Source organism: Citrobacter sp. Awk 4, from assembly GCF_028069725.1.
In the GTDB taxonomy this organism is placed as follows: domain Bacteria; phylum Pseudomonadota; class Gammaproteobacteria; order Enterobacterales; family Enterobacteriaceae; genus Citrobacter_D.
Genome location: NZ_JANEWG010000003.1, coordinates 88,028 through 114,937 on the forward strand (window position 1 = coordinate 88,028; position 26,910 = coordinate 114,937).

A 26,910-nucleotide genomic window follows, 5' to 3' on the forward strand; every position below is an offset into this window, starting at 1 on the left:
TGTTGACGCAATTATACTGTATAGTCATACAGTATCAAGTGTTTTGTAGAAATTGTTGCCAGAGGGTTTGCAGCGCGTAAGCCGTCGCCTGACGACGCACTGCCTCGCGGTCGCCGCTGAAACATTCCCGACGCGTAATCCCTTCTCCGCTGGCGCTGGCAAAGGCAAACCAGACCGTACCAACGGGTTTTTCTTCGCTGCCGCCGTCGGGCCCGGCAATTCCGCTTATCGAGACAGCGAAGTGCGCTCTGGCGGCTTTCAGCGCGCCAATCGCCATTTCCACCACCACGGGTTCACTGACCGCGCCATGCTGGGCCAGCGTCTCTTCGCGAACGCCGATCATCTGCGCTTTTGCTTCATTGCTGTAGGTAACAAATCCGCGCTCAAACCATGCAGAGCTCCCGGCAATATCGGTAATGGCTTTCGCCACCCAACCGCCCGTACAGGATTCCGCTGTCGTTACGGTAGCGCCGCGTGCTTTTAACGCCTGCCCCACCCGTTCACTTAACTGCATCAGTTCACTGTCAGTCATTCCGACCTCTGTCAGTTAATAAATATGCCGAACAAGATACCACTTCCCTCAATGAGATGGGGATGAGGTGACGATTTTTCGAGCCGTATTCCGAAAAAGTTCCAACCGCCCATTTATGCAGGACAAGAGCGGTAAACCCACGCTTAGAAAGCGATATAGTGTGATTCAATTTTGCATGGATGAGGAGAGAGCACGAATGTCATTAGACAAAATGGAAGGCACTACGCACTCAAAATTAAAGCAATACCATCAACAGCGGATGTGCTTAATCATCGGTGGCGTATGTTCTTTAGTAATAGGCGTGCTGAACATTATATCATCCGGATATATTGAACCTTATGATGGCGGCCAAATTATCTTAGGTTTAGGGTGTCTTGGATACAGCATGGCAATATCAAAGAAAATATCCCAGTTGCGTGCAGAGAGTCAGTCGGAAAAACAGTGATAACAACAGCAGAGGGAAGCCCGCGCTTCCCTCCACAAAAGAGTATTACTGCACGCGTGCCAGCGCGACGGCCTGGCCAAGCTGCCAGACCGCCATTGCATAATGGGTGCTGTGGTTATAGCGGGTAATGGCGTAGAAGTTCGGTAAACCGTACCAATACTGGTAGCCGGTACCGATATCAAGACGCAACAAGCTGGCCTGTTGATGATGGCCCAGCGACTGCTGCGGCGTTAGCCCGGCAGCGGCAAGCTGAGAGACGCTGTACTGGGTTTTAAAACCATTCGCAAGTCCCGGTGCCTGGCCGTTAGCCATCACCGCAACCGTATCGCCTTTCTCCCAACCATGTCCTTTAAAGTAGTTTGCAACGCTACCGATGGCATCAACCGGATCCCACAGGTTGATATGACCGTCGCCATTAAAGTCGACTGCGTACTCTTTATAGGAGGACGGCATAAACTGTCCGTAACCCATCGCGCCCGCAAAGGAACCTTTCAGATCCAGCGGATCATCCTGCTCGTTACGCGCCATCAGTAAGAAGGTTTCCAGCTCGCTGGAGAAGTACTCCGCCCGGCGCGGGTAGTTGAACGACAGCGTCGCCAGCGCATCCAGGATGCGCGTTTTGCCCATCACACGCCCCCAGCGCGTCTCAACCCCGATAATCCCGACGATGATCTCCGGCGGTACGCCATATACCTGCCATGCGCGGTTCAACGCATCTTCGTACTGATTCCAGAACACCACGCCATTTTGCACATTATCGGGGGTGATGAACTGCTTGCGATAACGCAGCCACGCGCCGTTAGGTCCGGTAGGCGCTTGAGCCGTCGGGGCTTGTCTGTCCATCAGGCGCAGCACGTAATCCAGACGTTTAGCCTGTGACAGGATCTCCTGTAACTGTTGGCGGTCGAAGCCGTGTTTGCTCACCATTTTGTCGATGAACTGTTGCGCATTGGGGTTATTGGCGAAATCGCCGCCCATCTGCATCACGTTGTGCTGGGGCTCAAGCAGGAAACCGCCGGACGGCGTTCCCGTTGTCGTTTGAGTCTCTGAAGGTTTCGGTTTGCTGCTACAGGCAGCCAACAACACACAAAGGGGAAGTAATGCTACATAACGACGCTTGAACATGAGACATCCATTAAACAAATTCAGCCAGAGTGAAGTATGGTAAAGCATCCTTCGTCGCACAAGAAAGCGGTAGTCGCTATCGCTCCCTATTTTTAGCAGCAAAAATCGCGATTTCTTTTATCACGCCAATGAGGAATCCCTCTTCAATATGATCTTTTCCCATAATGCACGCTCCCTGAATGCACTATCATCGCGTACTGCTATTGCGTGAATAAGCGGGAACAGCGGCCATTTTCGTTGTCCCTGATCATCGGCAAAAGGGATTGAAGTGACCATAACCGGAGAAACCAATGAGTGATGCACTACTGAACGCGGGTCGTCAGACATTAATGCTGGAGCTACAGGAAGCGAGCCGTCTGCCGGAGCGTCTGGGCGATGATTTTGTCCGCGCCGCGAATACCATTATCCACTGCGAAGGCAAGGTGATTGTCTCCGGTATCGGCAAGTCCGGTCATATTGGCAAAAAAATTGCGGCAACCCTCGCCAGTACTGGCACTCCAGCCTTTTTTGTTCACCCGGCAGAGGCGCTGCACGGCGATCTGGGGATGATTGAAAGCCGTGACGTCATGTTATTTATCTCCTATTCCGGCGGTGCGAAAGAGCTGGATCTCATCATTCCGCGCCTCGAAGACAAATCGGTCGCCCTGCTGGCGATGACCGGGAAACCCACTTCTCCGCTGGGTCTGGCGGCGAAAGCCGTGCTGGATATCTCCGTCGAACGTGAAGCCTGCCCGATGCACCTGGCGCCAACCTCCAGCACGGTAAATACCCTGATGATGGGCGATGCGCTGGCGATGGCCGTGATGCAGGCGCGCGGTTTTAACGAGGAAGATTTCGCCCGCTCCCACCCGGCTGGCGCGCTGGGCGCTCGTTTGTTGAATAACGTGCATCATCTGATGCGTCGTGACGATGCAGTGCCTCGGGTTCAGCTTGCCACAAGCGTAATGGATGCGATGCTGGAATTGAGCCGTACCGGGCTGGGTCTGGTCGCGGTCTGTGACGATGAAGCCTATGTGAAGGGCGTCTTTACCGACGGCGACCTGCGTCGCTGGTTAGTGGGCGGCGGCGCGCTCACCACCCCCGTCAGCGAAGCGATGACCCACAATGGCGTCACGCTACAGGCACAAAGCCGCGCCATTGACGCCAAAGAGATCCTGATGAAGCGTAAAATTACTGCCGCCCCGGTGGTGGATGAAAACGGCAAACTCACCGGCGCGATTAACCTGCAGGATTTTTATCAGGCCGGCATTCTCTAATCTTTAAGTCCCAGACGCTTCGCCAGTCGGTGCAGATTGGCGACGTCTGTTTCAAGCGCCCGCGCGCTGGCCGCCCAGTTATGATTATTTTGCGCCAGCGCCCGGCGGATCATCTCCCGCTGGAAACTCTCCGTCGCCTCCCGCAAATTTCGATTGAGCGGCAATTCTGTCGTCGGTTCCGGCGAAGGTACAACCGGTTCATCCTGTAATGCAAAATGCGTGGCTTCCAGTACCACTTCATCCCCTGCTTTCGTTGCCCTCGCCAGCACCACGGCACGATGGATCGCATGTTCAAGTTCGCGCACATTCCCTGGCCAGCCATAGTGCAACAGGTGACGGCGCGCAGCAGGACTCAGCACCACGCGTGAAAGCCCCAGCCGCAACCGACACTGCTCGCAAAAATAGCCCGCCAGCAACACCACATCTTCACCGCGCTCACGCAGCGGCGGTACGGAAAGCGGAAACACGCTCAAACGATGGAACAGATCGGCTCTGAAACGCCCGGCCAGAACTTCTTCGCGCAGATCGCGGTTGGTTGCCGCCAGTACGCGCACATCCACACGCAGGCTACGATCGTCGCCGACGCGCTGAATATCGCCGTACTGCAAAACACGCAGCAGTTTGGCCTGCAGCGCTAATGACAGTTCACCAATCTCATCCAGGAACAGGGTGCCGTTATCAGCCATTTCGAACTTACCGCTGCGGTTGCTGATGGCCCCGGTAAATGCCCCTTTGACATGACCAAACAGTTCACTCTCCGCCACGCTTTCCGGCAATGCCGCGCAATTGAGATAAACCAGCGGATTCGCCGCCCGCGGTGAACCTTCATGAATCGCTTTCGCCACCAGCTCTTTGCCGGTCCCCGTTTCGCCGCTTATCAGCACGTTAAGATCAGAGGCCGCCACAATCTCAATCTCTTTTTTTAACTGCATCATGCCGGGCGAAAGGCCAATCATCTGCGTCTCTTTCACCGGCTCAAACGCGGAGGATGAACCCGGCAGCATATTCTGGCTTTCCAGTTGTTCAATCAGCAGCGCATTACTCAACGCCCCGGACGCCAGCGCGGCAATCAGACGCAGTTCTTCATCACTGAAAACATCAAACTGGTCTGGCGCCATGCCGTCGAGCGTCAGCGCGCCAATCAGGTTCTGCCCGGCAAACAGCGGCAGGCCAATGCAGGCGTGCACCTTCAGGCTCTCTTGTCCGGGTATCAATCCGTCGTACGGGTCGGGTAGATCACTGTCGGCGGGGAAACGCACCACATCCCCGGCGCGGGCGATGGCTTCCAGACGTGGATGCCCTTCCAGCGTAAAGCGTCTGCCGAGCACATCGCGGGCCAGACCATCAATCGCCAGCGGGATAAACTGGCGCGCCTCATAGCGCAACAATGCAGAAGCATCACATTCCAGCACCTGCCGCAGCGCCGTTACCAGCCGCTGAAAACGATCCTGATGACCGATACCGCGCTGTAATTCAATGGCGATGTTCGCCAGCACATCAACAGAAAAACGCATAACGTCCTCATTGTCATTTTGACCATTCATAGTGTCATACTGACCATTTTATGAATAGTCATTTTGACTACCAACTTAGGAGTATTATTTAAAAAACCGTTTAAGATCAAAAAATTAAAAAACTGGCACACAACCTGCAATCAAAGAGACATCTTTTTGGGAATACATTGAATTCATTGAGGTTGCTATGTCTATTCTGGTTAAAAATAACATTCATTGGGTTGGTCAACGTGACTGGGAAGTCCGTGATTTTCACGGGACTGAATATAAAACGCTGCGCGGCAGCAGCTACAACAGCTATCTCATCCGTGAAGAAAAAAATGTGCTGATCGACACCGTCGACCATAAATTCAGTCGTGAATTCGTGCAGAACCTGCGCAGTGAAATTGACCTCGCAGACATTGATTACATCATCATCAACCACGCAGAAGAGGACCACGCCGGCGCGCTGACCGAGCTGATGATGCAGATCCCCGATACGCCAATCTACTGCACCGCAAATGCCATTGATTCTATCACCGGCCACCACCACCATCCGGAGTGGAATTTCAACGTGGTGAAAACCGGCGACGCGCTGGATATCGGCAACGGCAAACAGCTGATCTTCGTTGAAACCCCGATGCTGCACTGGCCGGACAGCATGATGACCTATATGACCGGCGATGCGGTCCTGTTCAGTAATGACGCCTTCGGTCAGCACTATTGCGATGAACGTCTGTTCAATGACGAAGTGGATCAGAGCGAACTGTTCGAACAGTGCCAGCGCTATTACGCCAACATCCTGACGCCGTTCAGCCGTCTGGTGACGCCGAAAATCACCGAAATCCTCGGTTTTAATCTGCCGGTCGATATGATTGCCACCTCCCACGGCGTGGTCTGGCGCGACAACCCAACGCAAATTGTTGAGATGTACCTGAAATGGGCGGCGGATTATCAGGAAGACCGCATCACCCTTTTCTACGACACCATGTCCAACAACACCCGCATGATGGCGGATGCGATTGCCCAGGGGATTAACGAAGTGGATCCGAACGTGGCGGTGAAAATCTTTAACGTCGCCCGCAGCGATAAAAATGAAATTCTGACCAACGTCTTTCGCTCAAAAGGGGTGCTGGTCGGCACCTCCACCATGAACAACGTGATGATGCCGAAAATCGCCGGTCTGGTCGAAGAGATGACTGGCCTGCGTTTTCGCAACAAACGCGCCAGTGCCTTTGGCTCCCACGGCTGGAGCGGCGGCGCGGTTGACCGTCTGTCGACCCGCTTGCAGGATGCCGGTTTCGAGATGTCGCTGAGCCTGAAAGCCAAATGGCGCCCGGATCTGGATGCGCTGGAACTGTGTCGCCAGCATGGCCGCGAGATTGCACGTCAGTGGGCGCTCGCTCCACTACCAGAAACCCGCGCCACGGCGACCGCCAAAGAAGAAGCGTGCGCCTGTGCCGCCGCAGCGGCAGCCGACCTCGGCCCCAGCATGCAATGCAGCGTTTGTCAGTGGATTTACGATCCCGCCAAAGGTGAGCCTCTGCAGGATGTTGCGCCAGGCACGCCGTGGAGCGACGTTCCGGACAACTTCCTCTGCCCGGAATGTTCATTGGGTAAAGAGGTCTTCGACGTACTGGCAACGGAGGCAAAATGAGCCACGGAATTGTCATTATTGGTTCCGGCTTTGCCGCCCGCCAGTTAGTCAAAAACATCCGTAAACAGGATGCGGATATCCCGTTAACCCTGATTGCGGCTGACAGCATGGATGAGTATAACAAGCCCGACCTCAGCCACGTTATCAGTCAGGCACAGCGCGCTGACGACCTCACCCGCCAGTCGGCGGGGGAGTTTGCCGAGCAGTTTACTTTACGCCTGTTCCCGCACACCGTGGTCACCGACATTGATGCCGATGCCCACGTAGTGAAAAGCCAGGACACGCAGTGGTCATACGACAAGCTGGTACTGGCGACCGGTGCTTCGGCCTTTGTCCCTCCTGTTGCCGGGCGTGAGTTAATGCTCACTTTGAACAGTCAGCAAGAGTACCGCGCGTGTGAAACGCAACTGCGCGACGCGCATCGGGTGTTGATTGTTGGCGGTGGTTTGATCGGTTGCGAGCTGGCGATGGATTTCTGTCGGGCGGGCAAAACCGTAACGTTGATGGATAACGCCGCCAGCATTCTTGCTTCACTGATGCCGCCGGAAGTGAGCAGTCGCTTACAGCATCGTCTTACCGATATGGGCGTGCATCTGTTGCTGAAATCACAGCTTCAGGGGCTGGAGAAAACGGCGTCCGGTATTCGTGCAACGTTAGATCGTCAACGCAGTGTCGAGGTCGATGCGGTGATCGCCGCCGCCGGTTTGCGCCCGGAAACGGCTCTCGGGCGTCGTGCCGGTTTAACCCTCAATCGCGGCATTTGCGTGGACAGCTATCTGCAAACCCGTCATCCGGACATTTATGCCCTCGGTGACTGCGCGGAAATCAACGGTCAGGTACTGCCCTTCCTGCAACCCATTCAGCTCAGCGCGATGTACCTGGCGAAAAATCTGCTCGGCGGCAATGTTCCGCTGAAACTGCCCGCGATGCTCGTAAAAATCAAAACGCCGGAACTGCCGTTACACCTGGCAGGAGAAACCCAGCGTCAGGATTTGAACTGGCACATCGTGGCAGAAGCCGATGGGATGATTGCCAGAGGGATGAACGACGAAGGCCAGTTGTGCGCCTTCGTGGTCAGTGAAAACAGAATGAAGGAGGCTTTCGCCCTGTTGAAAACGCTGCCAGCATAAGTGACATTGTGCCGGATGGCGGCGACGCCTTATCCGGCCTACGGCATGTGACGCTTTGTAGGCCGGATAAGACGCTACGCGTCGCCATCCGGCATATCACGATGGTTCAACCAGCGCGCCGCAGCAATCACCCCCTGCCCCAATGACAATCCGCCATCACCTGCCGGTAATTGCTGTGGGAACAGCAGCGTAAAATCGGCAAGATAAAAGGCCAGTCGCGACGACAGCAAACGGTTATGCATCACCCCACCGCTGAAGACCAGCGTCGTGATCCCGCGCGATGCGGCCTGTTCACGCATCAGGGTGGCAAACCCTCGCGCCAGCGCGTCGTGGAACGCCCATGCGCGTTCAGCAGGTGTTGCCTGCCAGTTCAGCCACTGCGACCAGAACGTCGCCAGATCCAGTTGATTTCCGGACACTGGCACCGTCACCGGATGCGCAACACCAGCACATTGTGAAGCCAGAGCCTCCAGCGCGCATGCGGCCTCGCCCTCATAGCTCAGTGACGCTGGCGCACAGCCTAACGCGGCAGCAATGGCATCAAACAAACGCCCACATGATGAGGCCAGCGGCGCATTAATTCCGCGCTCAATTGCCCGCGCCAGCACACTCCAGTTCTGTTGCTGCACGCTGGCGGTTTCCGGATAGCGCTGCCAGTCCGGCACAAAACGCAGGCACTGCGCTAACAGGTTACGCCAGGGTTGCTTCGCCGCCAGATCGCCACCGGCAAGCGCCACGGCGGGCAGGCCACCCAGGTGCTCACATTCACGATAATTAACCCGTAAACACTCCCCGCCCCACAGCGCGCCGTTTTCGCCCATCCCGATACCGTCCAGCGTCAGGGCGATCACATCGCCGCCGTTCAGCGGCCAGCCGTGTTCGGCCAGACACGCCGCCGCGTGGGCATGATGGTGCAATACCCTGTCAGTCGGCAGATTCATCTCGCTGGCCCACTGGCTGGAGACGTAACCCGGATGCGCATCGCAGACAATGCGTTGCGGCGTAAAGTCATAAATGCTCTGGATCAGACGCAGCGCATCACGCCACTGGTGTTGAATTCCATCGTCGCTGAGATCGCCCAGATGCTGGCTCAGCACCGCCTGTTCGCCACGCACCAGGCAGAAGGTATTTTTGAGATCGGCCCCCAGACAAAGCATCGGTGGCACGCCCTGAAACCCGGGCGGTAACGCCAGCGCATCCGGCACATAGCCACGCGACCGGCGCAGCATTTCACCGCTTTCACGCACCACGGAATCATCCATCCGCTGTACGATGTCGCGGTTATGCAACAGGAAGCCGTCAGCAATATCCTGCAAATCGTCCAGCGCCTGTGCGTTGGTAATAGCGGGAGGCTTACCACTCAGATTGCCGGAGGTCATCACCAACGGACAGTTCATCTCCTGCAACAACAAATGCTGTAGCGGATTGGCGGGCAGCATCACGCCAACTTCAGTAAGTCCGGGCGCAATGCCGTCGCAGAGCGAATCAACGTACTGTTTATCGACCAGCACAATCGGGGCTGCGGGCATGGTCAGCAGACGGCGTGCCGCTTCCGGCAGACCTTCTTCTGTCGGCAGCATGACCGCCAGCGGTTTCGCCGGGCGGTGCTTTCGCGCCCGCAGCATTTCAACCGCATCGCGGTTGCGCGCATCGCAGGCCAGGTGAAAACCACCAATCCCTTTAATGGCAACAATACCCCCGGCTTTCAGCATCGCCACCGCCGCCTGCAACGCCTGTTCTTTTTCGGCCTGCACGTCGGCAGATCGCCACGCAAGATGCGGCCCACACGCCGGACACGCGACCGGCTGCGCGTGGAAGCGGCGGTCATACGGGTCGCGGTATTCCTTATCGCATTGCGGACAGAGCGGAAACGACGCCATCACGGTAAACGGGCGGTCGTACGGCATAGCGCGAATAATGGTGAAGCGCGGGCCGCAGTGGGTGCAGTTGATAAAGGGGTAACGGTAACGCCGCTCGCCGGGGGTACGCATCTCGAGCAGACAAGCGGGACACGTAGCGGCATCCGGAACGATCTGCGTGTTCATCGTTCCTCCCGCGCTTTGGCGAATGGAGAAGTCAGCGGGGAGTTGTGGCCAGACAAAGGGTTCGCTCTCAACGCTGTCGATACGCGCCAACGGCGGACAATGCTGATGCAGTTCAGCAATAAATGTCGTGGGTTCTTCCAGCAGGCGAACGACGACGCCATCACCGTCATTACAGACATCGCCGTGCAGTTGCAGTTGCTGCGCCAGTTGCCAGACAAAGGGGCGAAACCCGACGCCCTGCACTTTACCGCGAATACGCAGCTGTACGCCGGAGTGATTGTTTACCGTCATCAAATTGTTCTCACCGTCATCAAAAGTCATGCCTGATGGCGCGACGCTTATCAGGCCTACAAATGACGCGAGCTGTAGGCCGGATAAGGCGCAGCCGCCATCCGGCATAAATACAGCTCTATTTTACGCGGATTTTCAGAAATCAGAAAAGCAGCGATGCGGTAGAATCCAGTGCTGCACGGCGACGTTTTTCTGCGCTCAGTTGCTCAAGCTTGTTGCGATCCACGCAAATCAGCGCGTGAGTCGGACACACTTCCATACAGGCCGGGCCCGCATCGCGGTGATGGCACAGGTCACATTTATTGGCTTCTGCTTTTTCTGCACGTACGTTCAGACCCGCTCCGCTGTTGCGAACAACCGGACGGACAACCACTTCCATCGCGCCGTACGGGCACGCCACCACGCAGGTTTTACAACCAATGCAGCGCTCCTGCATAACGTGGACAAACCCTTTATCACGGCTTATCGCACCGTTCGGGCAGACATTCGCGCACGGTGCGTCTTCGCACTGACGACACAGCGTCGCCGTGGAGACATTCACCCCTTTAATAACATGGATGCGCGGTAAAAAGGTTTCAGGGGTCAGCGACGCGCAGTCCTGGTTTTCCTGATGGGATACCACACAGGCCACTTCACAGGTACGGCAACCAATGCATTTAGTCGCGTCAGCAATGATGAAACGGTTCATCAAATTCTCCAGCAATGACAGATGATGTGCCGAAGTATTCATAATTCGTGCCAGTTTTTAACTAGCTGTTATTGAAGTGATTTTTATTTATGCTGTGCGATTTTATGGTGTCATCGTCACTAGTGACGATGACAATTGACAACCCTTAACCCGGATGTGACAGCGCTAGCGAGTCGCGGCGGATAAGCGTGCCGGTAAAGGATTTGGGCGGCGTAAATGCCCCGCCGTCCAGCATGAAGATAAGCCGCCCTACCGTCTCCTGAATCATCTCGGTGACCGGAATTTTGACGCTGGAAAGCGCCGGAATGGTATACGGGGCCATCGCAATATCGTCGAACCCTATAACCGACACCTGCTCAGGTACGCTCATGCCCTGCTCGTGAAGTTGTTTGATGGCGCCAATCGCCATGTCGTCATTACTGGCGACCAGCGCTGTGAACCTGGCGTTACGTGAAAGCAGCGTGTTAACGCCTTCCGCTCCGCTGGCGGGCGTCCATTTTCCGTTCACAATCAGATCATGATTTAAGGCAATGCCATGATGCGCCAGCGCATCTTTATACCCGGAAAGACGTTCCACGCCCGTCGGGGAATCCATTGAACCGGTAATAAACGCGATCTCTTGATGGCCGGAAGCAATCAGCTGCGTGACGGCGTTAAAGCTGGTCTGTTTTTGATCGCACCAGACGCTGTGGCTGCTGTTTTTCCGCAACTGACGGTTAAGCACCATAATCGGCTGAGAATGGCTGTCGATGATCTCATCTATCTCATCGACGCTGAGAAAACGCGGGTAGATCATCACTGCGTCGCAGCGCAGATCGAGCAGATACTGGATCGCCTGACGCTCTTCTTCGGCGCTGTGCTTACCATCGGCCAGGAGCAACTGGCGGCCTTTGTCTTCCGCCATACGCGCCGTATGAAACAGCAACTCGCTAAAATAGACGCCGTGATACAGGGTGTTCGTCACCACCAGACCGAGCGTCTGCGTGCTCTTGGCCGCCAGACTACGCGCCAGCAAATTAGGGCGATATCCGCTCTCTTCGATAGCCTCAAACACGCGGTCTTTGGTCTCCTGGCTGACGTAGCCGTTACCTGAAAGCACCCGGGAAACCGTCGCCTTCGACACACCGGCGCGCTTCGCCACTTCCAGCATCGTCGTCATATTACTCATCCATTTGTACGCAATGGCACGCAGTGTACTTCACCCAATCAGGATTGTCCTGGATGGCAAATCCCCCCTCAAATAACGAGTGATCATCATCACATTTATAAAAATGACCACAAATTGATCTTGCCACAAATCTAAAAATTAATCATGATTTTGTGGAACCGGTTTCCTATTGTGTGTTTCCTCACCGCCAGATTCCAGGCAACGAAGCATGGCGATATAACGTACCTTACTGATAAAACAGGGTAAATTCCGATGTCCAAGAATTATGCGGCACTGGCGGGCTCCATCGTGTCGGCTTTGGGTGGTGTCGACAACATTACTGCCGTCACACACTGCATGACGCGTTTGCGTTTCGTCGTCAAAGAAGACTCACGTGTCGATAGCGCAACCTTAAAAGCGCTCAGCGGCGTACTCGGCGTGGTCCGCAATGACAACCAATGTCAGGTGATCATCGGCAACACCGTTTCACAGGCATATCGTGAAGTTGTGAATCTGCTGCCTGGTGAGATGCAACCCGCAGCGCCCGTCGGCAAACCGAAGCTGACGCTCAAGCGCATTGGCGCGGGGATCCTGGACGCGCTGATCGGCACCATGTCCCCGCTGATCCCGGCGATTATCGGCGGATCGATGCTGAAACTGCTGGCCATGATCCTGGAAATGACCGGTGTGCTGGTGAAAGGCTCTCCGACGCTGACCATTCTGACCGTGATCGGCGACGGCGCGTTCTTCTTCCTGCCGCTGATGGTCGCGGCGTCGGCAGCGATTAAATTCAAAACCAATATGTCGCTGGCCATTGCCATCGCGGGCGTTCTGGTGCACCCGAGCTTTATCGATCTGATGGCGAAAGCAGCGCAAGGTGAGCACGTAGAGTTCGCGCTGATCCCGGTGACCGCAGTGAAATATACCTACACGGTGATCCCGGCGCTGGTGATGACCTGGTGTTTGTCGTACATCGAACGCTGGGTCGATCGTATTACGCCAGCGGTAACCAAAAACTTCCTCAAACCGATGTTGATCGTGCTGATCGCCGCCCCGCTCGCCATCGTGCTGATTGGTCCGATTGGGATCTGGATCGGTAGCGCCATTTCTGCGCTGGTTTACACCATCCACGGCTACCTCGGCTGGCTTTCCGTCGCCATTATGGGCGCACTGTGGCCGCTGCTGGTAATGACCGGGATGCACCGCGTCTTTACGCCGACCATCATCCAGACCATCGCCGAAACGGGCAAAGAAGGCATGGTCATGCCGTCAGAAATTGGCGCCAACCTGTCGCTGGGCGGCTCATCGTTAGCCGTCGCCTGGAAAACCAAAAATCCGGAACTGCGCCAGACCGCGCTGGCCGCCGCCGCCTCCGCCATCATGGCCGGGATTTCTGAACCAGCGCTCTACGGGGTGGCCATCCGTCTGAAACGCCCGCTGATTGCGAGTCTTATCAGCGGCTTTATCTGCGGCGCGGTCGCCGGGATGGCAGGTCTTGCCAGCCATTCAATGGCCGCGCCGGGTCTGTTCACCAGCGTTCAGTTCTTCGACCCCGCCAATCCGATGACCATCGTGTGGGTGTTTGGGGTGATGGCACTGGCGGTAGTGCTCTCCTTTGTGCTGACGTTACTCCTTGGCTTTGAAGATATTCCGGTCGAAGACGCGGCTGAACAGGCCAGAAAAAACCAGGCTGCACAACCGAATACTGCGAAAGGCGCCAGCGTCTGACTGGCATTAATTGAGGTTTACTATGTCTGTATTTCCGCAAGGATTTTTATGGGGTGGCGCACTGGCCGCTAACCAGAGTGAAGGCGCATACCGTGAAGGCGGTAAAGGGCTGACCACCGTCGATATGATCCCGCACGGCGAACGCCGTATGCCGGTGAAACTGGGTCAGGAAAAGCGTTTCCAGTTGCGGGATGACGAGTTTTATCCGAGCCACGAGGCCACCGATTTTTATCATCGTTATAAAGACGATATCGCGCTGATGGCGGAAATGGGCTTCACGGTGTTTCGCACCTCTATTGCCTGGAGCCGCCTTTATCCTAACGGCGACGAACTGACGCCGAACGAGGAAGGCATCGCGTTTTACCGCGCGGTGTTTGCCGAGTGCAAAAAGTACGGTATCGAGCCGTTAGTCACGCTGTGCCACTTCGATGTGCCGATGCATCTGGTCACTGAGTACGGCTCCTGGCGTAACCGCAAAATGGTCGAGTTTTTCACCCGTTATGCGCGTACCTGCTTCGAAGCTTTTGATGGTCTGGTGAAATACTGGCTCACCTTCAACGAAATCAACATTATGCTGCACAGCCCATTCTCCGGTGCCGGGCTGGTGTTTGAAGAAGGGGAAAACCAGGATCAGGTAAAATATCAGGCTGCGCACCATGAGCTGATCGCCAGCGCGTTGGCGACGAAAATCGCCCATGAGGTAAACCCGCAAAATCAGGTTGGCTGTATGCTGGCGGGCGGGAACTTTTACCCGTACTCCTGCAAACCGGAAGATGTGTGGACCGCGCTGGAAAAAGACCGTGAAAACCTGTTCTTTATCGACGTGCAGGCACGCGGTGCGTATCCGGCCTATTCCGCTCGCGTGTTCCGAGAAAAAGGGGTGGTGATTGAGAAAGCCCCGGAAGACGATGCAATCCTCAAAAATACCGTCGATTTCGTCTCCTTTAGCTATTACGCGTCACGCTGCGCCTCGGCGGAGATGAACACCAGGAACACCAGTGCGGCGAACGTGGTGAAGTCCCTGCGTAACCCCTACATCACGGTAAGCGAATGGGGCTGGGGCATTGACCCGCTCGGTCTGCGCATCACCATGAACATGATGTACGACCGCTATCAGAAACCGTTATTCCTGGTGGAAAACGGCCTCGGCGCAAAAGATGAAATCGATGCTGACGGCAACATCAACGACGATTACCGAATCAGCTATCTGCGCGAGCATATTCGGGCAATGGCCGACGCTATCGAAGACGGCGTACCGCTGATGGGCTACACCACCTGGGGATGTATCGATCTGGTTTCGGCGTCCACCGGTGAAATGAGTAAGCGCTACGGATTTGTGTATGTCGACAGGGATGACGCCGGAAACGGTACGCTGGAACGGACGCGAAAGAAATCGTTCTGGTGGTATAAGAAAGTGATCGCCAGTAACGGAGAAGATTTGGCGTAACGGGCAGTGCCGGATGGCGCTAACGCTTATCCGGCCTACACGATTACGTGGTTTTGTAGGCCGGATAAGGCGAAGCCGCCATCCGGCGTTGTCATTCCTCAGCCTCTAACTGCGCAAACCCGCCGAGCCCTTCCCAGCCTTCCAGCCGCTGATACACCGTTTCTACGGCATCTTTGATTGGCTGAGTCATCGGATAGTAGAACCCAACGATGTCCGGCTGAATGCCTAAGAAAATCACCTCGCCAACATCCTCTTTAAGCTGATCAACCAGGTAGTTGAGCGGCATATTATGGGTGGTCATCATAAACATCTCGGCGATGTCGTCAGGATCGATGATGCGGATCTCACCGGGATTGAGCCCCATATCGGTAGCATCCACAATCAGCAAACGGCTCGGACATAATTCGCGAATCGCCACGATGTCGTTTTCCGGCGCGCTGCCGCCGTCAATAACGATCCAGTTACCTTTCGGCGCTGCGGCACACATTTCTGCCAGCAGCGGACCTGCGCCGTCGTCGCCCATCATACTGTTGCCGACACACAATAAAACGTCAGTCACGGTGTCTCCTCACCATCAGATAGATGGCGCTTTCCTGATGAATATCATGAAGCATACTGAGCACCAGCTTGCTCCACGCCTGTTGTGGCGGCGTCTGCACGGCGAGCGCGTTATCAAACGCGCGCGCCAGCATTTGCACATGGCTAAAATCAATGACGATTTCGCCGTACTTCGGCACACCTTCCATTTTACGGCGGGCTTCGCTGCCCTCTTCCAGCGTGGCTATCCACGCCAGATAGTCATCCCACGGGCAGGTCAACGCCGCTTCCAGGCAATCAATGACCCCCAGGTGGTGGCCAATCGCCAGGCTGTAATAGACGACCTGCTGCGCCTCGGCGGGCGTTGCATCATTCTCATCAATAAATTTACGGCTCAGTTGACTGAACACCACCGTTTCACTCATCGGATACGCGCCTCTTCAACAACATGGTTAAGATTCGTGACGATCTCGGTCAGACGCGGATCGTTTTCTGCTTCGAGCCAGCGCGCCACCTGATGCTCGCCCTGCCCTAACTGGCGCAAGTAATCATCGGCAATCTGGCGGCCATAGCGATAACCGGCCAGACGACGCGCTTCGCGATCAATCTTCACGCGCAGCGGCTGTACCATCTCCGGATGCAAAATCTCAGCGGGCTGTTCATCCAGTTCACCTGGCGCGCGCGCATGGATTTTCTGCTCCAGCAGACCCAGCGCCATCGCAAAGCCGTACAGCGTTGCCGCAGGTGTTGGCGGACAGCCAGGAATGTAGACATCCACCGGGACGATTTTGTCGGTGCCGCCCCAGACGCAATAAAGATCGTGGAATATACCACCGCTGTTGCCGCAGGCCCCGTAGGAGATACAAATTTTCGGATCTGGCGCAGATTGCCAGGCGCGTAACGCCGGTGAGCGCATTGCGCGGGTGACCGCGCCGGTAAACAGCAGAATGTCTGCATGGCGCGGCGACGGTACCACTTTGATGCCGAAACGCTCGGCGTCAAACAGCGGAGAGAGGGTGGCGAAAATTTCGATTTCGCAGCCGTTACAACCGCCGCAGTCCACGCGGTAGACGTACGCCGAACGCTTAATATTTTTCAGTAACGACGCTTTCATGCTGGCGATGGATTCATCCACCGTCATCGGTACCGGAATACCATTGGCGTCACGTGGGCCTAATAAATTGCTCATCAGCTGGCCTCTTTCATATGGCGAGTCAGTTCAATACGGTCGGACGGCACCAGGCATTTCTGGCGCTTACAGTCCGGGCAGGTCTCAAAGCTTTCACGGTGATTTTCCGCACGGCTGTCGCCGTTGTGCTTAAGCAGCGCAATGGCGTAATCGATCTCTTTCTGCACCGCAAAAGGACGGTCGCACACGCGACAGTTACACAGCGCAAAGCGAGACTGCTGTAGAAAGTCTTCTTTCTTCCATACCGCCAGTTCGTACTCCTGCGACAGCTTGATCGCCGCGGTTGGGCAGACTTCTTCACAGCGAGCGCAGAAGATGCAACGCCCAAGGTTGAACTGCCAGGCCAGCTCGCCTGTCGCTAAATCGGTCTCTACCGTCAGCGCGTTCGACGGACAGGCATTCACGCAGGCCGCGCAACCAATACACTGCTGCGGGTTATGTTCCGGTTTGCCACGGAAGTTTTTATCAACCGCGATCGGCTCAAGTGGATAAGACGAGGTCGGCGTGCCGGTTTTGATGACTTTTTTGATAAAGGTAAACATGGCGATTCCTTATTTCAGCGGCGAGTTTTTACGCTCAATGCTGTAGCGCTCAAGTTCTTTGTACGGCACGACTTTGCTCTTCTTCTTACGCACGTCGACGACGGTCATACGGTCAGTACAGGAGTAGCAAGGGTCGAGGCTACCGATAATCAGCGGCGCATCGGAAACGGTGTTGCCACGCAACATATAACGCAGCGTCGGCCAGTTGGCGTAGGTCGCCGCACGGCAGCGCCAGCGGTACAGCTTCTGGTTGTCGCCAGTCATGCTCCAGTGGATATCATCCCCACGCGGCGCTTCCGAGAAGCCCAGCGCAAAGCGATGCGGAATATAGGTAAAGCCTTCCACCGCCAGCGCGCCGCCCGGCAGGTTATCCAGGCCAAAGTCGATCATATTCAGCGCGGTATAAACTTCGTTAATACGCACTTTCAGACGGGAGATCACGTCACAGCCCTGCTCGCTGTGAACTTCCATCGGCAGCAGACCGTAACCGACAAACGGGTGATCGGCGCGGGTGTCGCGGGCGTGGCCGCTGGCGCGGACCATCGGGCCGACGTTACTGAAGTCGCGGGCGATTTCCGGGTCCAGACGACCGATACCGACCGTACGCTGTTCCATGTTCGGCGTGCTGAGCAGCATATCCACCAACTCCTGCACGTCGCGGCGCATCTGCTGCGCCAGCTGACGAGTCTGGATCATGTCCTCTTTCAGCAGATCGCGACGAATCCCGCCGATCAGGTTCAGACCGTAAGTTTTACGCGCCCCGGTGAGGATCTCCGCCATTTTCATGGAGGTTTCGCGCACGCGGAAGAACTGCATAAAGCCGGAGTCAAAGCCGGTAAAGTGGCACGCCAGGCCGAGGTTCAACAGGTGCGAGTGCAGGCGTTCAACTTCGAGCAGAATGGCGCGGATCATCTGCGCGCGTTCCGGCACCACAATCCCCATCGCGTTTTCAACGGAGGTGGTATAGGCGGTGCTATGGGCAAAACCGCAGATGCCGCACACGCGATCCGACAGGAAAGTCACTTCGTTGTAACCCATACGGGTTTCCGCCAGTTTCTCCATGCCGCGGTGGACATAGAACAGGCGGTAATCGGCGTCGATAATGTTCTCGCCGTCAACGAACAGACGGAAGTGACCCGGCTCGTCGGAGGTCACATGCAGCGGGCCAATCGGCACCACATTGTTTTTCTTGTCGCCCAGTTCGTTGATGAACTGGTAAGTCTCAGCGTCGGTGGTCGGCGCCGGACGCTGACGGTAATCCATGCTGTCTTTACGCAGCGGATAGAGTTCATCCGGCCAGTCATCCGGCAGAACCAGACGACGCTCGTCCGGCAAACCAACCGGGATCAACCCGTACATGTCGCGCACTTCACGCTCGCCCCAGACCGCCGCCGGAACACGTGGGGTAACGGACGGGAATTCCAGCGTATTGGCATCCACTTCAACGCGGACGGTTACCCAGCATTTAACGCCCTGCTCCATCGACAGTACGTAGTACACGGCATAACGGCCGCACAGCTGGCGTTCGTCGTTACCAAACAGCACGGACAACCATCCGCCCTGCTTGTAATAGAGGAACTCGACCACTTCCGGCAGGTAGTTCACCTTCACCGTAATCGTCAGCTGATCTTTGGTCTGCCAGGCTTCGTCCAGTACTACGCCCGGAAATGCCTGGTGCAGCGCCGCAAGGTATTGTTGACCTAATTTTTCTTCAGACATGCTCAAACTCTCTTAATCACGCCGCCAGCAAGGAGACGAAGGCTAAAAACGCAAACCCAAAACCGGCCCAGGTCACGCGTGAAGTGGCGCAAAAACGCAGACGCGCCATGCTGTTTTCAAACAGCGCGATCACCAGTACGCCAGCCACCAGCTTGACGACGGCAATCACCAGCGCCAGCAGCAGTCCGCCCGCACTGAAGGTTTCCATCTGTCCCCACGGCAGGAACACGCCGACAAACATTTGCAGCACCACCAGTTGTTTCAGGCTGATGCCCCACTTCAGCACCGCAAAACCGCTGCCGCTGTACTCTGTCAACGGCCCTTCCTGCAATTCCTGCTCCGCTTCCGCGAGGTCAAACGGCAGTTTGCCCATCTCGATAAACGTGGCGAAAGCGCAGGCGCACAGCGCCAGAATCAGCGGAATACTGCGGGCCACCGGCCAGTGGTAAATGGTGTCAGCGATATTGCTGATGTGCGTAGAACCGGCCACCTGCGCCGCAACCCACAGACCCAGCAGCAGAATCGGCTCGACCAGTACGCCGAGCATCGCTTCACGGCTGGCGCCAATCGCGGTGAACGGGCTGCCGGTATCCAGACCGGCGATAGAAAAGAAGAAACGGGCGATCGCGAAGAGATAAATCAGGGTGATCAAATCGCCCAATTGCGGCAGCGGAGAACCGACAGTCACCACCGGCAGCGCGGTAGCAATAGTCAGCATCACGCCGACCATCACAAATGGCGTCAGGCGAAAAACCCAACTGGAATCCGCTGGCGCAATGCTCTGGCGACCCAACAGTTTGATAATGTCGCGATATTCCTGCAACACGCCCGGCCCGCGACGGTTGTGCAAACGGGCACGCGCCACGCGGGTAATACCAGACAGCAACGGCGCAGCGGCAAACAACACCAGCGCCTGAATTAACGGATATAAAACACTCATTCTCAGGCTCCTCGTGAAACCACAATCACCACCAGTACCGCCAGCTCAATCAGCGCCAGGCGACGGAACAGCACCGGTGCGGCTGCGTTCTGCCAGCCCGGAACCAGTGAGACCGGATTGAGCCATTTACGCAGTTTAAGGATTGGCGCAAAGGCCTCTTTCACCGGCATGGCAAAACCGTGTGCGGTGACAACCATTGACTGTTCGTGATCGTAACCGCACACCCATGCCTTACCGCGTGAACGCGACGGCAGACGGTTGCCTTTGAAAATCGCCATGATGATGAAGGGCAGCAGCGGACAGGCAATCAACAACAGGGTGATCATCGGCTGAGAAACGGTGGTATTCGCGGTTTCCAGCGGCAGCGGAACGGCCGCAGAAATCATCGGCAGCAGCCACGGCGCGGCAACGCCGCCCAACACGCAGCAAATCGCCAACGCCACCACGCTCACCGCCATCAGGAATGGCGCGCAACAGGCGTTTTCGGCCTCTTTGGTACGCGGCGCGCCGAGGAAGGTGACGCCGTAGACTTTCGCCATACACATCACCGCCAGCGCACCGGTAATCGCCAGCCCAACCGCCAGCAACGGTCCTAACAAACGACCAATAAACGTGCCGCTGTTACCCAGTTTGAAGAAAGACTGATAGATAACCCACTCACCGGCAAAACCGTTCAGCGGCGGCAGCGCAGCCATCGCCATCAGCCCGACCAACATCGCCAGCGAGATCACCGGCATGCGTTTGCCGATGCCGCCCAGTTTTTCGATATCGCGATGACCGGTACGAAACCAGATGCTGCCCGCGCCGAGGAACAGCGTGCTCTTGAACAGACTGTGGTTCACCAGATGGTAGAGGCCGCCTGTCAGACCGAGTGCAATCAGCGCCGGTTGTTGCAGCGCAATACCGGTCACGCCAGCCCCAAGACCGAGCAGGATAATGCCGATATTTTCGAGGGTGTGATAGGCCAGCAGACGCTGAATGTTATGTTCCATCAGCGCATACAGACCGCCGACAAATGCGGTGATCATGCCCAACACCAGCAGCGCAATGCCCCACCACAGCGGCGCGTTACCGCCAATCAGCGACAGAGACAAAATCCCTAACAAACCGACCTTCATGACGACTGTTGAGAACAGCGCGGCAGCCGGTGCGCTGGCATTTGCATGCGCCTGCGGTACCCAGCCGTGCAGCGGGATAATCCCGGCCAGCAGACCAAAACCGGCAACGCCGAGCAGCCAGATATCGGAGCCCAGCGGCAATGCCTGCGTGCGCAGGTCGAGCAGTCGCAGCTCCAGCGTGCCATAGCGCTGCCACACCAGATAGCAGGCAACCGCCAGCAACAGCGTGCCAGTGCGGCCAAGCGCAAACCACAGCTTGCCTTCTTTACTGCCACCGGTCAGGAACACGGCGCACAGCGCCATAATTTCTGCCATCACCACCATCGTGCCGAGGTTGCTTGCGACCACGGCGCAGACCGCTGCCGCCATTAATAAATTCACCAGCAAACCGTTGGCTTTCACCTGCGGATGACGATGCCAGTCAATGTTGTACAGGCTGACAAACAGCCCGCACAGACCGAGTGTAATCAACCAGATAGCATTTAACGGCGTCACTTGCAGGGTATGTCCGATAAACGGCATCACACCGCTGACCGCTAATGCGTGAGTCAGCGCAAGAGCTCCCGCCGCCGCCGTGTACAGGCTGCCAATGGCCCCACCCACGCCGGCAATCCAGCCGCTCAACGCTTTGTGAAAGGAGAACAGAAACGCCAGAACCGCCGTGGCGGCAAACCAGGCCACGCCGCTATTAATCAGTGAAATTACGCTCATTTTGCCTCCCCACTCTGAGCCTGCTGAAACAAGGTGAGATCGCCAAAATCGGTATTGAACGTCAGCTCGCGCTTACGTTTGCTGGCGCGGGCGATATCGGTGTTTTCGACCAGGTGCAGCGCTTTGGTTGGGCACATCCGTACACAGGCAGGACCTTGTTCATCAAAACTGCACAGATCGCATTTCACGGCGATGGCGCGGACACCCGGCACCCAGTCCAGCAGCGTGCTAACACGCGCCGGGGCGGGAGGCGCAGGCGGCGCTTTCGGGGTATTGGCGTTGGCCGGAATATGCAGCGGACGGCTGCCGGAAAACTCTATCGCGCCGAACGGACAGGCAATCCCACACAGTTTGCAGCTTACGCACAGACTTTCATTCAACTGTACAGCGCCATCGACACGGTTGATGGCGTTGACAGGACACACGGTCGCGCACGGCGCATCTTCACAGTGATGGCAAAGTTGTGGCGCGGATTCTTTTTCATTCAGCATCACTTTCAGGCGCGGCATTGACTGCAGGCCATGCTGGCGATGCGTCTCTGAACAGGCGGCCTCACAAGTGTGGCAGCCAATACAGAGCGTGGAGTCAGCAATTACAAAACGATTCACCAGGCATTCCTCAGGTGATAGTCATTTTTGACGAAAACATGTCTATCAAGTGTCATTTTCGACACTCGTCGACACGCCCATCCCCAAAACAGTCGTGACACGGCTTCATACCGCATCGCGAACAAAACGGGCAAAACCTCTGGCTTACGCCGCCGGGATTTGTCCCTTTACCAGTTGGTGCATATTTACCGGAGTGTTGGTTTCCACTGCGGCATACAGGCTGTCGTAAACGCTGGCGATTTTCTCGAGATAGTGTTCCAACACCTGCTCGCGATCGCGGTTGCTGACATGCTCATCAACGATGCCGTCGATGGTCAGTTGCGCTTGCGCAATGAGTTGTTTTTCTTCGCTATCTTTCGTTTCAACGTAGTACTCAATGGTGTGGCTGTTGAAACCGTCAGCCAGCGTGACGTAGATCGTGAAGTGTTCAAAAAGAACGAAGCAAAGATCTTTCTCCGGCGCGCAGCTCATTGCGTGATGCAGGCGCGCTTTCGACAGGGTGATGCCCTGAACCAGCGAATTACAGTAGATACGCCACTGGTCCTGTAGGCGACGGTGCCGCTGCGCGATGTAATCGGCTTTTTCGCTTATTTCCCAAATTGTCATGTCAGGTTACCCGTTTACGTGAGATAGCCAGCCTTAAGCACGTTCCATGCCAACTTTAAATTCTTTATTTTTCATTAAGATAAAAGCAAATAACGCAGTGACGACATGTCATTTCGTCATCGTCGTCACTGTCAGCGTGCCAAAAATAATAACTGGCATGTTTATTGCTTTTACCGCAGCAATAGATGATGGGAGGCGATATGCACGAAATAACCCTCTGCCAACGGGCACTGGAATTGATCGAACAACAGGCCGCACAACACGGCGCGCAAAAGGTAACTGGGGTCTGGCTCAAAATTGGCGCATTTTCTTGTGTCGAAACCAGTGCTCTCGCCTTTTGTTTTGATCTGGTATGCCGCGGCACCCTGGCGGAAGGTTGTAAACTGCACCTCGAAGAACAAGAAGCCGAATGTTGGTGCGAGTCTTGTCAGCAATACGTCACGTTGCTGACACAGCGCGTCCGCCGTTGTCCGCAATGCAACAGCGACACACTGAGGATCGTGGCCGATGACGGCTTACAGATTAGAAGAATAGAAATAGACCAGGAGTGAGCGATGTGTACAACATGCGGTTGCGCTGAAGGCAACCTTTATATCGAGGGTGATGAACATAACCCCCATTCGGCGTTTCGTAGCGCGCCATTTGCCCCGGCGGCTCGCCCGGCGCTCAATATTACCGGCGTGAAGACCTCCAGTTTTACCCCCAGCCAGACGGAAGAAGGCGACCTGCATTATGGACACGGCGAAGCCGGAACCCATGCGCCAGGCATGAGCCAGCGCCGGATGCTGGAAGTTGAAATCGACGTGCTGGACAAAAACAACCGCCTGGCCGAACGTAACCGCGCTCGCTTCGCTGCCCGCCAGCATCTGGTGCTTAACCTTGTCTCCAGCCCAGGCTCCGGCAAAACCACACTGCTCACCGAAACGCTGATGAAGCTGAAAGGGAGCGTACCCTGTGCCGTCATTGAAGGCGACCAGCAGACGGTAAATGACGCAGCCCGTATTCGCGCCACCGGTACGCCGGCCATCCAGGTCAACACCGGCAAAGGTTGCCACCTCGACGCGCAAATGATTGCCGATGCCGCGCCACGTCTGCCTTTAGAAGATAACGGCATTCTGTTTATTGAAAACGTCGGCAACCTGGTGTGCCCGGCCAGCTTTGATCTCGGCGAACGTCATAAAGTGGCGGTGCTTTCCGTCACCGAAGGCGAAGATAAACCGCTGAAATACCCCCACATGTTTGCTGCCGCCTCGCTGATGCTGCTCAACAAAGTCGACCTGCTGCCCTACCTCAACTTCGATGTTGAGAAGTGCATCGCCAGCGCCCGTGAAGTGAACCCGGAGATTGAAATCATTCTGATTTCCGCCACCAGCGGCGAAGGGATGGATCAATGGCTGAACTGGCTGGAGGCACAGCGATGTGCATAGGCGTTCCGGGTCAAATCCGTACTATCGACGGCAACCAGGCGAAAGTCGACGTTTGCGGCATTCAGCGCGACGTCGACCTGACGCTGGTCGGTAGCTGCGATGAACACGGTCAACCGCGTTTAGGCCAGTGGGTACTGGTCCACGTTGGTTTTGCCATGAGTGTTATTAATGAAGCTGAAGCGCGCGATACCCTCGAAGCGCTCCAAAACATGTTTGATGTTGAGCCGGACGTCGGCGCTTTACTGTTTGGTGAGGAAAAATAATGCGTTTTGTTGACGAATACCGCGCACCGGAGCAGGTGATGCAACTGATCGACCATCTGCGTGAACGTGCGGTCCATCTCCCTTACACTGCCGAACGTCCGCTGCGTATCATGGAAATCTGCGGCGGCCACACCCACGCTATCTTCAAATTCGGTCTCGACCAGTTATTGCCCGACAACGTGGAATTTATTCACGGCCCAGGCTGCCCGGTCTGCGTGCTGCCGATGGGCAGAATTGATAGCTGCGTCGAAATCGCCAGCCATCCGGAAGTGATTTTCTGCACCTTTGGCGATGCGATGCGTGTACCGGGCAAGCAGGGTTCTCTCCTGCAGGCCAAAGCGCGCGGCGCTGATGTCCGCATTGTTTACTCCCCGATGGATGCGCTCAAACTGGCGCAGGAAAACCCGACGCGTAAAGTCGTGTTCTTCGGGCTGGGTTTTGAAACCACCATGCCGACCACTGCCATTACGTTGCAACAGGCAAAAGCGCGAGACGTGCAGAACTTTTACTTCTTCTGCCAGCACATCACGCTTATCCCAACACTGCGCTGCCTGCTGGAACAGCCGGACAGCGGCATCGACGCTTTCATCGCGCCGGGTCACGTCAGCATGGTGATCGGTACCGACGCCTATAACTTTATTGCCAGCGAGTTTCATCGTCCGCTGGTGGTCGCAGGATTCGAACCACTGGATCTGCTACAAGGCGTCGCCATGCTGGTTGAGCAGAAAATCGCGGCGCATAGCCTGGTCGAAAACCAGTATCGCCGTGTGGTGCCGGATGCCGGTAATGCCCTGGCGCAACAGGCAATTGCCGAGGTGTTCTGCGTGACTGGCGACAGCGAATGGCGCGGCCTTGGCGTGATTGAGTCATCCGGTGTGCATCTGATGCCAGACTATCAACGGTTTGATGCCGAAGCGCATTTCCAACCGTCGCCGCAACAGGTATACGACGATCCACGCGCACGCTGCGGGGAAGTATTGACAGGCAAATGCAAGCCGAATCAATGCTCGTTGTTTGGTAACACCTGTAATCCACAAACCGCATTTGGCGCACTGATGGTCTCTTCAGAAGGCGCATGTGCCGCCTGGTATCAGTATCGTCAGCAGGAGTCTGAAGCATGAATAGCGTACAACTCGCCCACGGAAGTGGCGGCCAGGCCATGCAGCAACTGATCAACAGTCTGTTTATGGAAGCATTTGCCAACCCGTGGCTGGCAGAACAAGAAGATCAGGCGCGTCTGGATCTGGCGCAATTAATGGCCGAAGGCGATCGTCTGGCCTTCTCGACCGACAGCTACGTCATTGACCCGTTATTTTTCCCCGGCGGCAACATTGGCAAACTGGCCATTTGCGGCACCGCGAACGACGTAGCGGTCAGCGGCGCAATCCCGCGTTATCTGTCTTGCGGTTTTATCCTTGAAGAAGGGTTGCCGATGGAGACGCTGAAAACCGTGGTGAACAGTATGGCGGCAACGGCTCGCGAAGCGGGTATCGCCATTGTGACCGGCGACACCAAAGTCGTTCAGCGCGGCGCGGCAGACAAGCTGTTCATCAACACCGCGGGAATGGGGGCCATTCCGGCCGATATTCACTGGGGCGCGCAAACCCTGACCCCTGGCGACGTTCTGCTGGTCAGCGGTACGCTGGGCGATCATGGCGCGACTATTCTCAATCTGCGTGAACAACTGGGACTGGATGGCGAGCTGGTAAGCGACTGCGCCGTACTCACCCCACTGATTCAGACGTTACGCAATATTACCGGTGTGAAGGCGCTGCGTGATGCCACCCGTGGCGGCGTAAACGCGGTCACGCATGAGTTCGCTGCCGCCAGCGGTTACGGTATTGAGCTGTCTGAAACCACCCTCCCGGTAAAACCGGCGGTGCGTGGCGTGTGCGAACTGCTGGGACTGGATGCTCTTAACTTTGCCAACGAAGGTAAGCTGGTGATTGCCGTTGAACGTCAGGCGGCAGAACAGGTACTGGAAGCGCTCCGTTCACATCCTCTGGGACGTGATGCCGCGTTGATTGGTGAAGTGGTCGAGCGTAAAGGCGTTCGTCTCGCGGGTTTGTATGGCGTCAAACGTACCCTTGATTTGCCGCACTCCGAACCTCTGCCACGTATTTGCTGATGATATTGCCCGGTAGCGCTACGCTTACCGGGCCTATAGCCGTAGGCGGATAAGACGTAACCGCCATCCGGCAGAAGCTTAAAAAGAATACCTATAATTCATGTACCTTGCCGCACTGCGGTACATTCCTGGAAAAGC

General features: G+C 56.1%; 26 protein-coding genes. 11 read left to right on the forward strand and 15 right to left on the reverse strand.

Going from position 1 to position 26,910, the window contains the following annotated elements; genetic code table 11:
* Nucleotides 1-34: 34 nt before the first annotated feature.
* The gene (gene pncC, locus NNO04_RS01890; RefSeq protein WP_271443224.1) at nt 35-532 is read right to left on the reverse strand and encodes a nicotinamide-nucleotide amidase; all 498 of its coding nucleotides are present in this window, start codon (nt 530-532) and stop codon (nt 35-37) included.
* Nucleotides 533-728: 196 nt separating this feature from the next.
* Here pncC and NNO04_RS01895 point away from each other — a divergent pair, with 196 nt between their 5' ends.
* Nucleotides 729-977: a hypothetical protein gene (locus NNO04_RS01895; RefSeq protein ID WP_271443225.1), complete on the forward strand. Its 249-nt coding sequence runs from the start codon at nt 729-731 to the stop codon at nt 975-977.
* Between the two features lie 45 nt (nt 978-1,022).
* Here NNO04_RS01895 and mltB read toward each other — a convergent pair whose 3' ends face one another.
* Nucleotides 1,023-2,102, reverse strand: coding sequence for a lytic murein transglycosylase B (gene mltB / locus NNO04_RS01900; protein ID WP_271443226.1), 1,080 nt, complete (start codon nt 2,100-2,102; stop codon nt 1,023-1,025).
* A gap of 290 nt (nt 2,103-2,392) precedes the next feature.
* Here mltB and gutQ point away from each other — a divergent pair, with 290 nt between their 5' ends.
* The gene (gene gutQ / locus NNO04_RS01905; protein WP_271443227.1) at nt 2,393-3,358 is read left to right on the forward strand and encodes an arabinose-5-phosphate isomerase GutQ; all 966 of its coding nucleotides are present in this window, start codon (nt 2,393-2,395) and stop codon (nt 3,356-3,358) included.
* Here the strand turns inward: gutQ and norR are convergent.
* Nucleotides 3,355-4,872 carry a nitric oxide reductase transcriptional regulator NorR gene (gene norR, locus NNO04_RS01910; protein ID WP_271443228.1) on the reverse strand — a complete coding sequence of 506 codons (1,518 nt, stop codon included), beginning with the start codon at nt 4,870-4,872 and terminating at the stop codon, nt 3,355-3,357. The two genes, gutQ and norR, sit on opposite strands and share 4 nt — an antisense overlap.
* Nucleotides 4,873-5,059: 187 nt before the next feature.
* On the opposite strand from norR, the gene norV reads away from it, so the two are divergent.
* Together norV and norW are read left to right on the forward strand one after the other, a co-directional pair.
* Nucleotides 5,060-6,508, forward strand: coding sequence for an anaerobic nitric oxide reductase flavorubredoxin (norV, locus tag NNO04_RS01915; protein WP_271443229.1), 1,449 nt, complete (start codon nt 5,060-5,062; stop codon nt 6,506-6,508).
* Nucleotides 6,505-7,638 carry an NADH:flavorubredoxin reductase NorW gene (norW, locus tag NNO04_RS01920; RefSeq protein ID WP_271443230.1) on the forward strand — a complete coding sequence of 378 codons (1,134 nt, stop codon included), beginning with the start codon at nt 6,505-6,507 and terminating at the stop codon, nt 7,636-7,638. Before norV ends, norW begins: the two co-directional genes overlap by 4 nt.
* A gap of 74 nt (nt 7,639-7,712) precedes the next feature.
* Here norW and hypF read toward each other — a convergent pair whose 3' ends face one another.
* The 3 genes from hypF to NNO04_RS01935 form a co-directional block, all read right to left on the reverse strand.
* The gene (gene hypF, locus NNO04_RS01925; RefSeq protein ID WP_271443231.1) at nt 7,713-9,974 is read right to left on the reverse strand and encodes a carbamoyltransferase HypF; all 2,262 of its coding nucleotides are present in this window, start codon (nt 9,972-9,974) and stop codon (nt 7,713-7,715) included.
* Nucleotides 9,975-10,116: 142 nt separating this feature from the next.
* On the reverse strand, nt 10,117-10,662 hold the full coding sequence (hydN, locus tag NNO04_RS01930; protein WP_271443283.1) for an electron transport protein HydN: 546 nt from the start codon (nt 10,660-10,662) through the stop codon (nt 10,117-10,119).
* A gap of 145 nt (nt 10,663-10,807) precedes the next feature.
* Nucleotides 10,808-11,821 carry a LacI family DNA-binding transcriptional regulator gene (locus NNO04_RS01935; protein WP_271443232.1) on the reverse strand — a complete coding sequence of 338 codons (1,014 nt, stop codon included), beginning with the start codon at nt 11,819-11,821 and terminating at the stop codon, nt 10,808-10,810.
* Nucleotides 11,822-12,082: 261 nt separating this feature from the next.
* Here NNO04_RS01935 and ascF point away from each other — a divergent pair, with 261 nt between their 5' ends.
* Both ascF and NNO04_RS01945 read left to right on the forward strand, forming a co-directional pair.
* Nucleotides 12,083-13,537 (forward strand): PTS cellobiose/arbutin/salicin transporter subunit IIBC, encoded by a 1,455-nt coding sequence (gene ascF / locus NNO04_RS01940; protein ID WP_271443233.1) that lies wholly within the window; start codon nt 12,083-12,085, stop codon nt 13,535-13,537.
* Between the two features lie 22 nt (nt 13,538-13,559).
* Complete coding sequence (locus NNO04_RS01945; protein ID WP_271443234.1) at nt 13,560-14,984, forward strand: 6-phospho-beta-glucosidase; 1,425 nt, start codon at nt 13,560-13,562, stop codon at nt 14,982-14,984.
* 91 nt (nt 14,985-15,075) lie between these two features.
* On the opposite strand, the gene hycI is transcribed toward NNO04_RS01945, so the two are convergent.
* From hycI to hycA, 9 genes are all read right to left on the reverse strand, one after another.
* The gene (gene hycI / locus NNO04_RS01950; protein ID WP_271443235.1) at nt 15,076-15,543 is read right to left on the reverse strand and encodes a hydrogenase maturation peptidase HycI; all 468 of its coding nucleotides are present in this window, start codon (nt 15,541-15,543) and stop codon (nt 15,076-15,078) included.
* Nucleotides 15,536-15,946 (reverse strand): formate hydrogenlyase maturation HycH family protein, encoded by a 411-nt coding sequence (locus NNO04_RS01955; RefSeq protein WP_271443236.1) that lies wholly within the window; start codon nt 15,944-15,946, stop codon nt 15,536-15,538. Before NNO04_RS01955 ends, hycI begins: the two co-directional genes overlap by 8 nt.
* On the reverse strand, nt 15,943-16,710 hold the full coding sequence (hycG, locus tag NNO04_RS01960; RefSeq protein WP_192613219.1) for a formate hydrogenlyase subunit HycG: 768 nt from the start codon (nt 16,708-16,710) through the stop codon (nt 15,943-15,945). The genes NNO04_RS01955 and hycG overlap by 4 nt, the downstream gene beginning before the upstream one ends.
* Entirely contained in the window at nt 16,710-17,252 is a 543-nt protein-coding gene (hycF, locus tag NNO04_RS01965) for a formate hydrogenlyase subunit HycF (RefSeq protein WP_271443237.1), read from the reverse strand. The genes hycG and hycF overlap by 1 nt, the downstream gene beginning before the upstream one ends.
* A 9-nt stretch (nt 17,253-17,261) precedes the next feature.
* Complete coding sequence (hycE, locus tag NNO04_RS01970) at nt 17,262-18,971, reverse strand: formate hydrogenlyase subunit HycE (RefSeq protein ID WP_192613221.1); 1,710 nt, start codon at nt 18,969-18,971, stop codon at nt 17,262-17,264.
* 16 nt (nt 18,972-18,987) lie between these two features.
* A complete protein-coding gene (locus tag NNO04_RS01975; protein WP_271443238.1) occupies nt 18,988-19,911 on the reverse strand; it encodes a respiratory chain complex I subunit 1 family protein in 924 nt (307 codons plus the stop codon).
* A 2-nt stretch (nt 19,912-19,913) separates the two neighbouring features.
* Entirely contained in the window at nt 19,914-21,740 is a 1,827-nt protein-coding gene (gene hycC, locus NNO04_RS01980; RefSeq protein WP_271443239.1) for a formate hydrogenlyase subunit 3, read from the reverse strand.
* On the reverse strand, nt 21,737-22,348 hold the full coding sequence (gene hycB / locus NNO04_RS01985; RefSeq protein WP_271443240.1) for a formate hydrogenlyase subunit HycB: 612 nt from the start codon (nt 22,346-22,348) through the stop codon (nt 21,737-21,739). Before hycB ends, hycC begins: the two co-directional genes overlap by 4 nt.
* A 144-nt stretch (nt 22,349-22,492) precedes the next feature.
* Nucleotides 22,493-22,954 (reverse strand): formate hydrogenlyase regulator HycA, encoded by a 462-nt coding sequence (gene hycA, locus NNO04_RS01990; protein WP_271443241.1) that lies wholly within the window; start codon nt 22,952-22,954, stop codon nt 22,493-22,495.
* A gap of 200 nt (nt 22,955-23,154) precedes the next feature.
* Here hycA and hypA point away from each other — a divergent pair, with 200 nt between their 5' ends.
* The 5 genes from hypA to hypE are packed head-to-tail and all read left to right on the forward strand — an operon-like array spanning nt 23,155 to nt 26,772.
* Entirely contained in the window at nt 23,155-23,505 is a 351-nt protein-coding gene (gene hypA, locus NNO04_RS01995; protein ID WP_162381912.1) for a hydrogenase maturation nickel metallochaperone HypA, read from the forward strand.
* Between the two features lie 3 nt (nt 23,506-23,508).
* Complete coding sequence (hypB, locus tag NNO04_RS02000) at nt 23,509-24,381, forward strand: hydrogenase nickel incorporation protein HypB (protein ID WP_271443242.1); 873 nt, start codon at nt 23,509-23,511, stop codon at nt 24,379-24,381.
* Nucleotides 24,372-24,644, forward strand: a complete 273-nt coding sequence (gene hypC, locus NNO04_RS02005; protein WP_271443284.1) for a hydrogenase 3 maturation protein HypC — start codon at nt 24,372-24,374, stop codon at nt 24,642-24,644. Before hypB ends, hypC begins: the two co-directional genes overlap by 10 nt.
* The gene (gene hypD / locus NNO04_RS02010) at nt 24,644-25,765 is read left to right on the forward strand and encodes a hydrogenase formation protein HypD (RefSeq protein WP_271443243.1); all 1,122 of its coding nucleotides are present in this window, start codon (nt 24,644-24,646) and stop codon (nt 25,763-25,765) included. The genes hypC and hypD overlap by 1 nt, the downstream gene beginning before the upstream one ends.
* Nucleotides 25,762-26,772 carry a hydrogenase expression/formation protein HypE gene (gene hypE, locus NNO04_RS02015; protein ID WP_271443244.1) on the forward strand — a complete coding sequence of 337 codons (1,011 nt, stop codon included), beginning with the start codon at nt 25,762-25,764 and terminating at the stop codon, nt 26,770-26,772. Before hypD ends, hypE begins: the two co-directional genes overlap by 4 nt.
* The last annotated feature ends 138 nt before the right edge of the window (nt 26,773-26,910 follow it).

Coding starts and splice junctions, on each gene's coding strand:
- pncC (WP_271443224.1), bottom strand. CDS start 532: ATGACTGACAGTGAACTGATGCAGTTAAGTGAACGGGTGGGGCAGGCG.
- NNO04_RS01895 (WP_271443225.1), top strand. CDS start 729: ATGTCATTAGACAAAATGGAAGGCACTACGCACTCAAAATTAAAGCAA.
- mltB (WP_271443226.1), bottom strand. CDS start 2,102: ATGTTCAAGCGTCGTTATGTAGCATTACTTCCCCTTTGTGTGTTGTTG.
- gutQ (WP_271443227.1), top strand. CDS start 2,393: ATGAGTGATGCACTACTGAACGCGGGTCGTCAGACATTAATGCTGGAG.
- norR (WP_271443228.1), bottom strand. CDS start 4,872: ATGCGTTTTTCTGTTGATGTGCTGGCGAACATCGCCATTGAATTACAG.
- norV (WP_271443229.1), top strand. CDS start 5,060: ATGTCTATTCTGGTTAAAAATAACATTCATTGGGTTGGTCAACGTGAC.
- norW (WP_271443230.1), top strand. CDS start 6,505: ATGAGCCACGGAATTGTCATTATTGGTTCCGGCTTTGCCGCCCGCCAG.
- hypF (WP_271443231.1), bottom strand. CDS start 9,974: ATGACGGTAAACAATCACTCCGGCGTACAGCTGCGTATTCGCGGTAAA.
- hydN (WP_271443283.1), bottom strand. CDS start 10,662: ATGAACCGTTTCATCATTGCTGACGCGACTAAATGCATTGGTTGCCGT.
- NNO04_RS01935 (WP_271443232.1), bottom strand. CDS start 11,821: ATGACGACGATGCTGGAAGTGGCGAAGCGCGCCGGTGTGTCGAAGGCG.
- ascF (WP_271443233.1), top strand. CDS start 12,083: ATGTCCAAGAATTATGCGGCACTGGCGGGCTCCATCGTGTCGGCTTTG.
- NNO04_RS01945 (WP_271443234.1), top strand. CDS start 13,560: ATGTCTGTATTTCCGCAAGGATTTTTATGGGGTGGCGCACTGGCCGCT.
- NNO04_RS01955 (WP_271443236.1), bottom strand. CDS start 15,946: ATGAGTGAAACGGTGGTGTTCAGTCAACTGAGCCGTAAATTTATTGAT.
- hycG (WP_192613219.1), bottom strand. CDS start 16,710: ATGAGCAATTTATTAGGCCCACGTGACGCCAATGGTATTCCGGTACCG.
- hycF (WP_271443237.1), bottom strand. CDS start 17,252: ATGTTTACCTTTATCAAAAAAGTCATCAAAACCGGCACGCCGACCTCG.
- hycE (WP_192613221.1), bottom strand. CDS start 18,971: ATGTCTGAAGAAAAATTAGGTCAACAATACCTTGCGGCGCTGCACCAG.
- NNO04_RS01975 (WP_271443238.1), bottom strand. CDS start 19,911: ATGAGTGTTTTATATCCGTTAATTCAGGCGCTGGTGTTGTTTGCCGCT.
- hycC (WP_271443239.1), bottom strand. CDS start 21,740: ATGAGCGTAATTTCACTGATTAATAGCGGCGTGGCCTGGTTTGCCGCC.
- hycA (WP_271443241.1), bottom strand. CDS start 22,954: ATGACAATTTGGGAAATAAGCGAAAAAGCCGATTACATCGCGCAGCGG.
- hypA (WP_162381912.1), top strand. CDS start 23,155: ATGCACGAAATAACCCTCTGCCAACGGGCACTGGAATTGATCGAACAA.
- hypB (WP_271443242.1), top strand. CDS start 23,509: ATGTGTACAACATGCGGTTGCGCTGAAGGCAACCTTTATATCGAGGGT.
- hypC (WP_271443284.1), top strand. CDS start 24,372: ATGTGCATAGGCGTTCCGGGTCAAATCCGTACTATCGACGGCAACCAG.
- hypD (WP_271443243.1), top strand. CDS start 24,644: ATGCGTTTTGTTGACGAATACCGCGCACCGGAGCAGGTGATGCAACTG.
- hypE (WP_271443244.1), top strand. CDS start 25,762: ATGAATAGCGTACAACTCGCCCACGGAAGTGGCGGCCAGGCCATGCAG.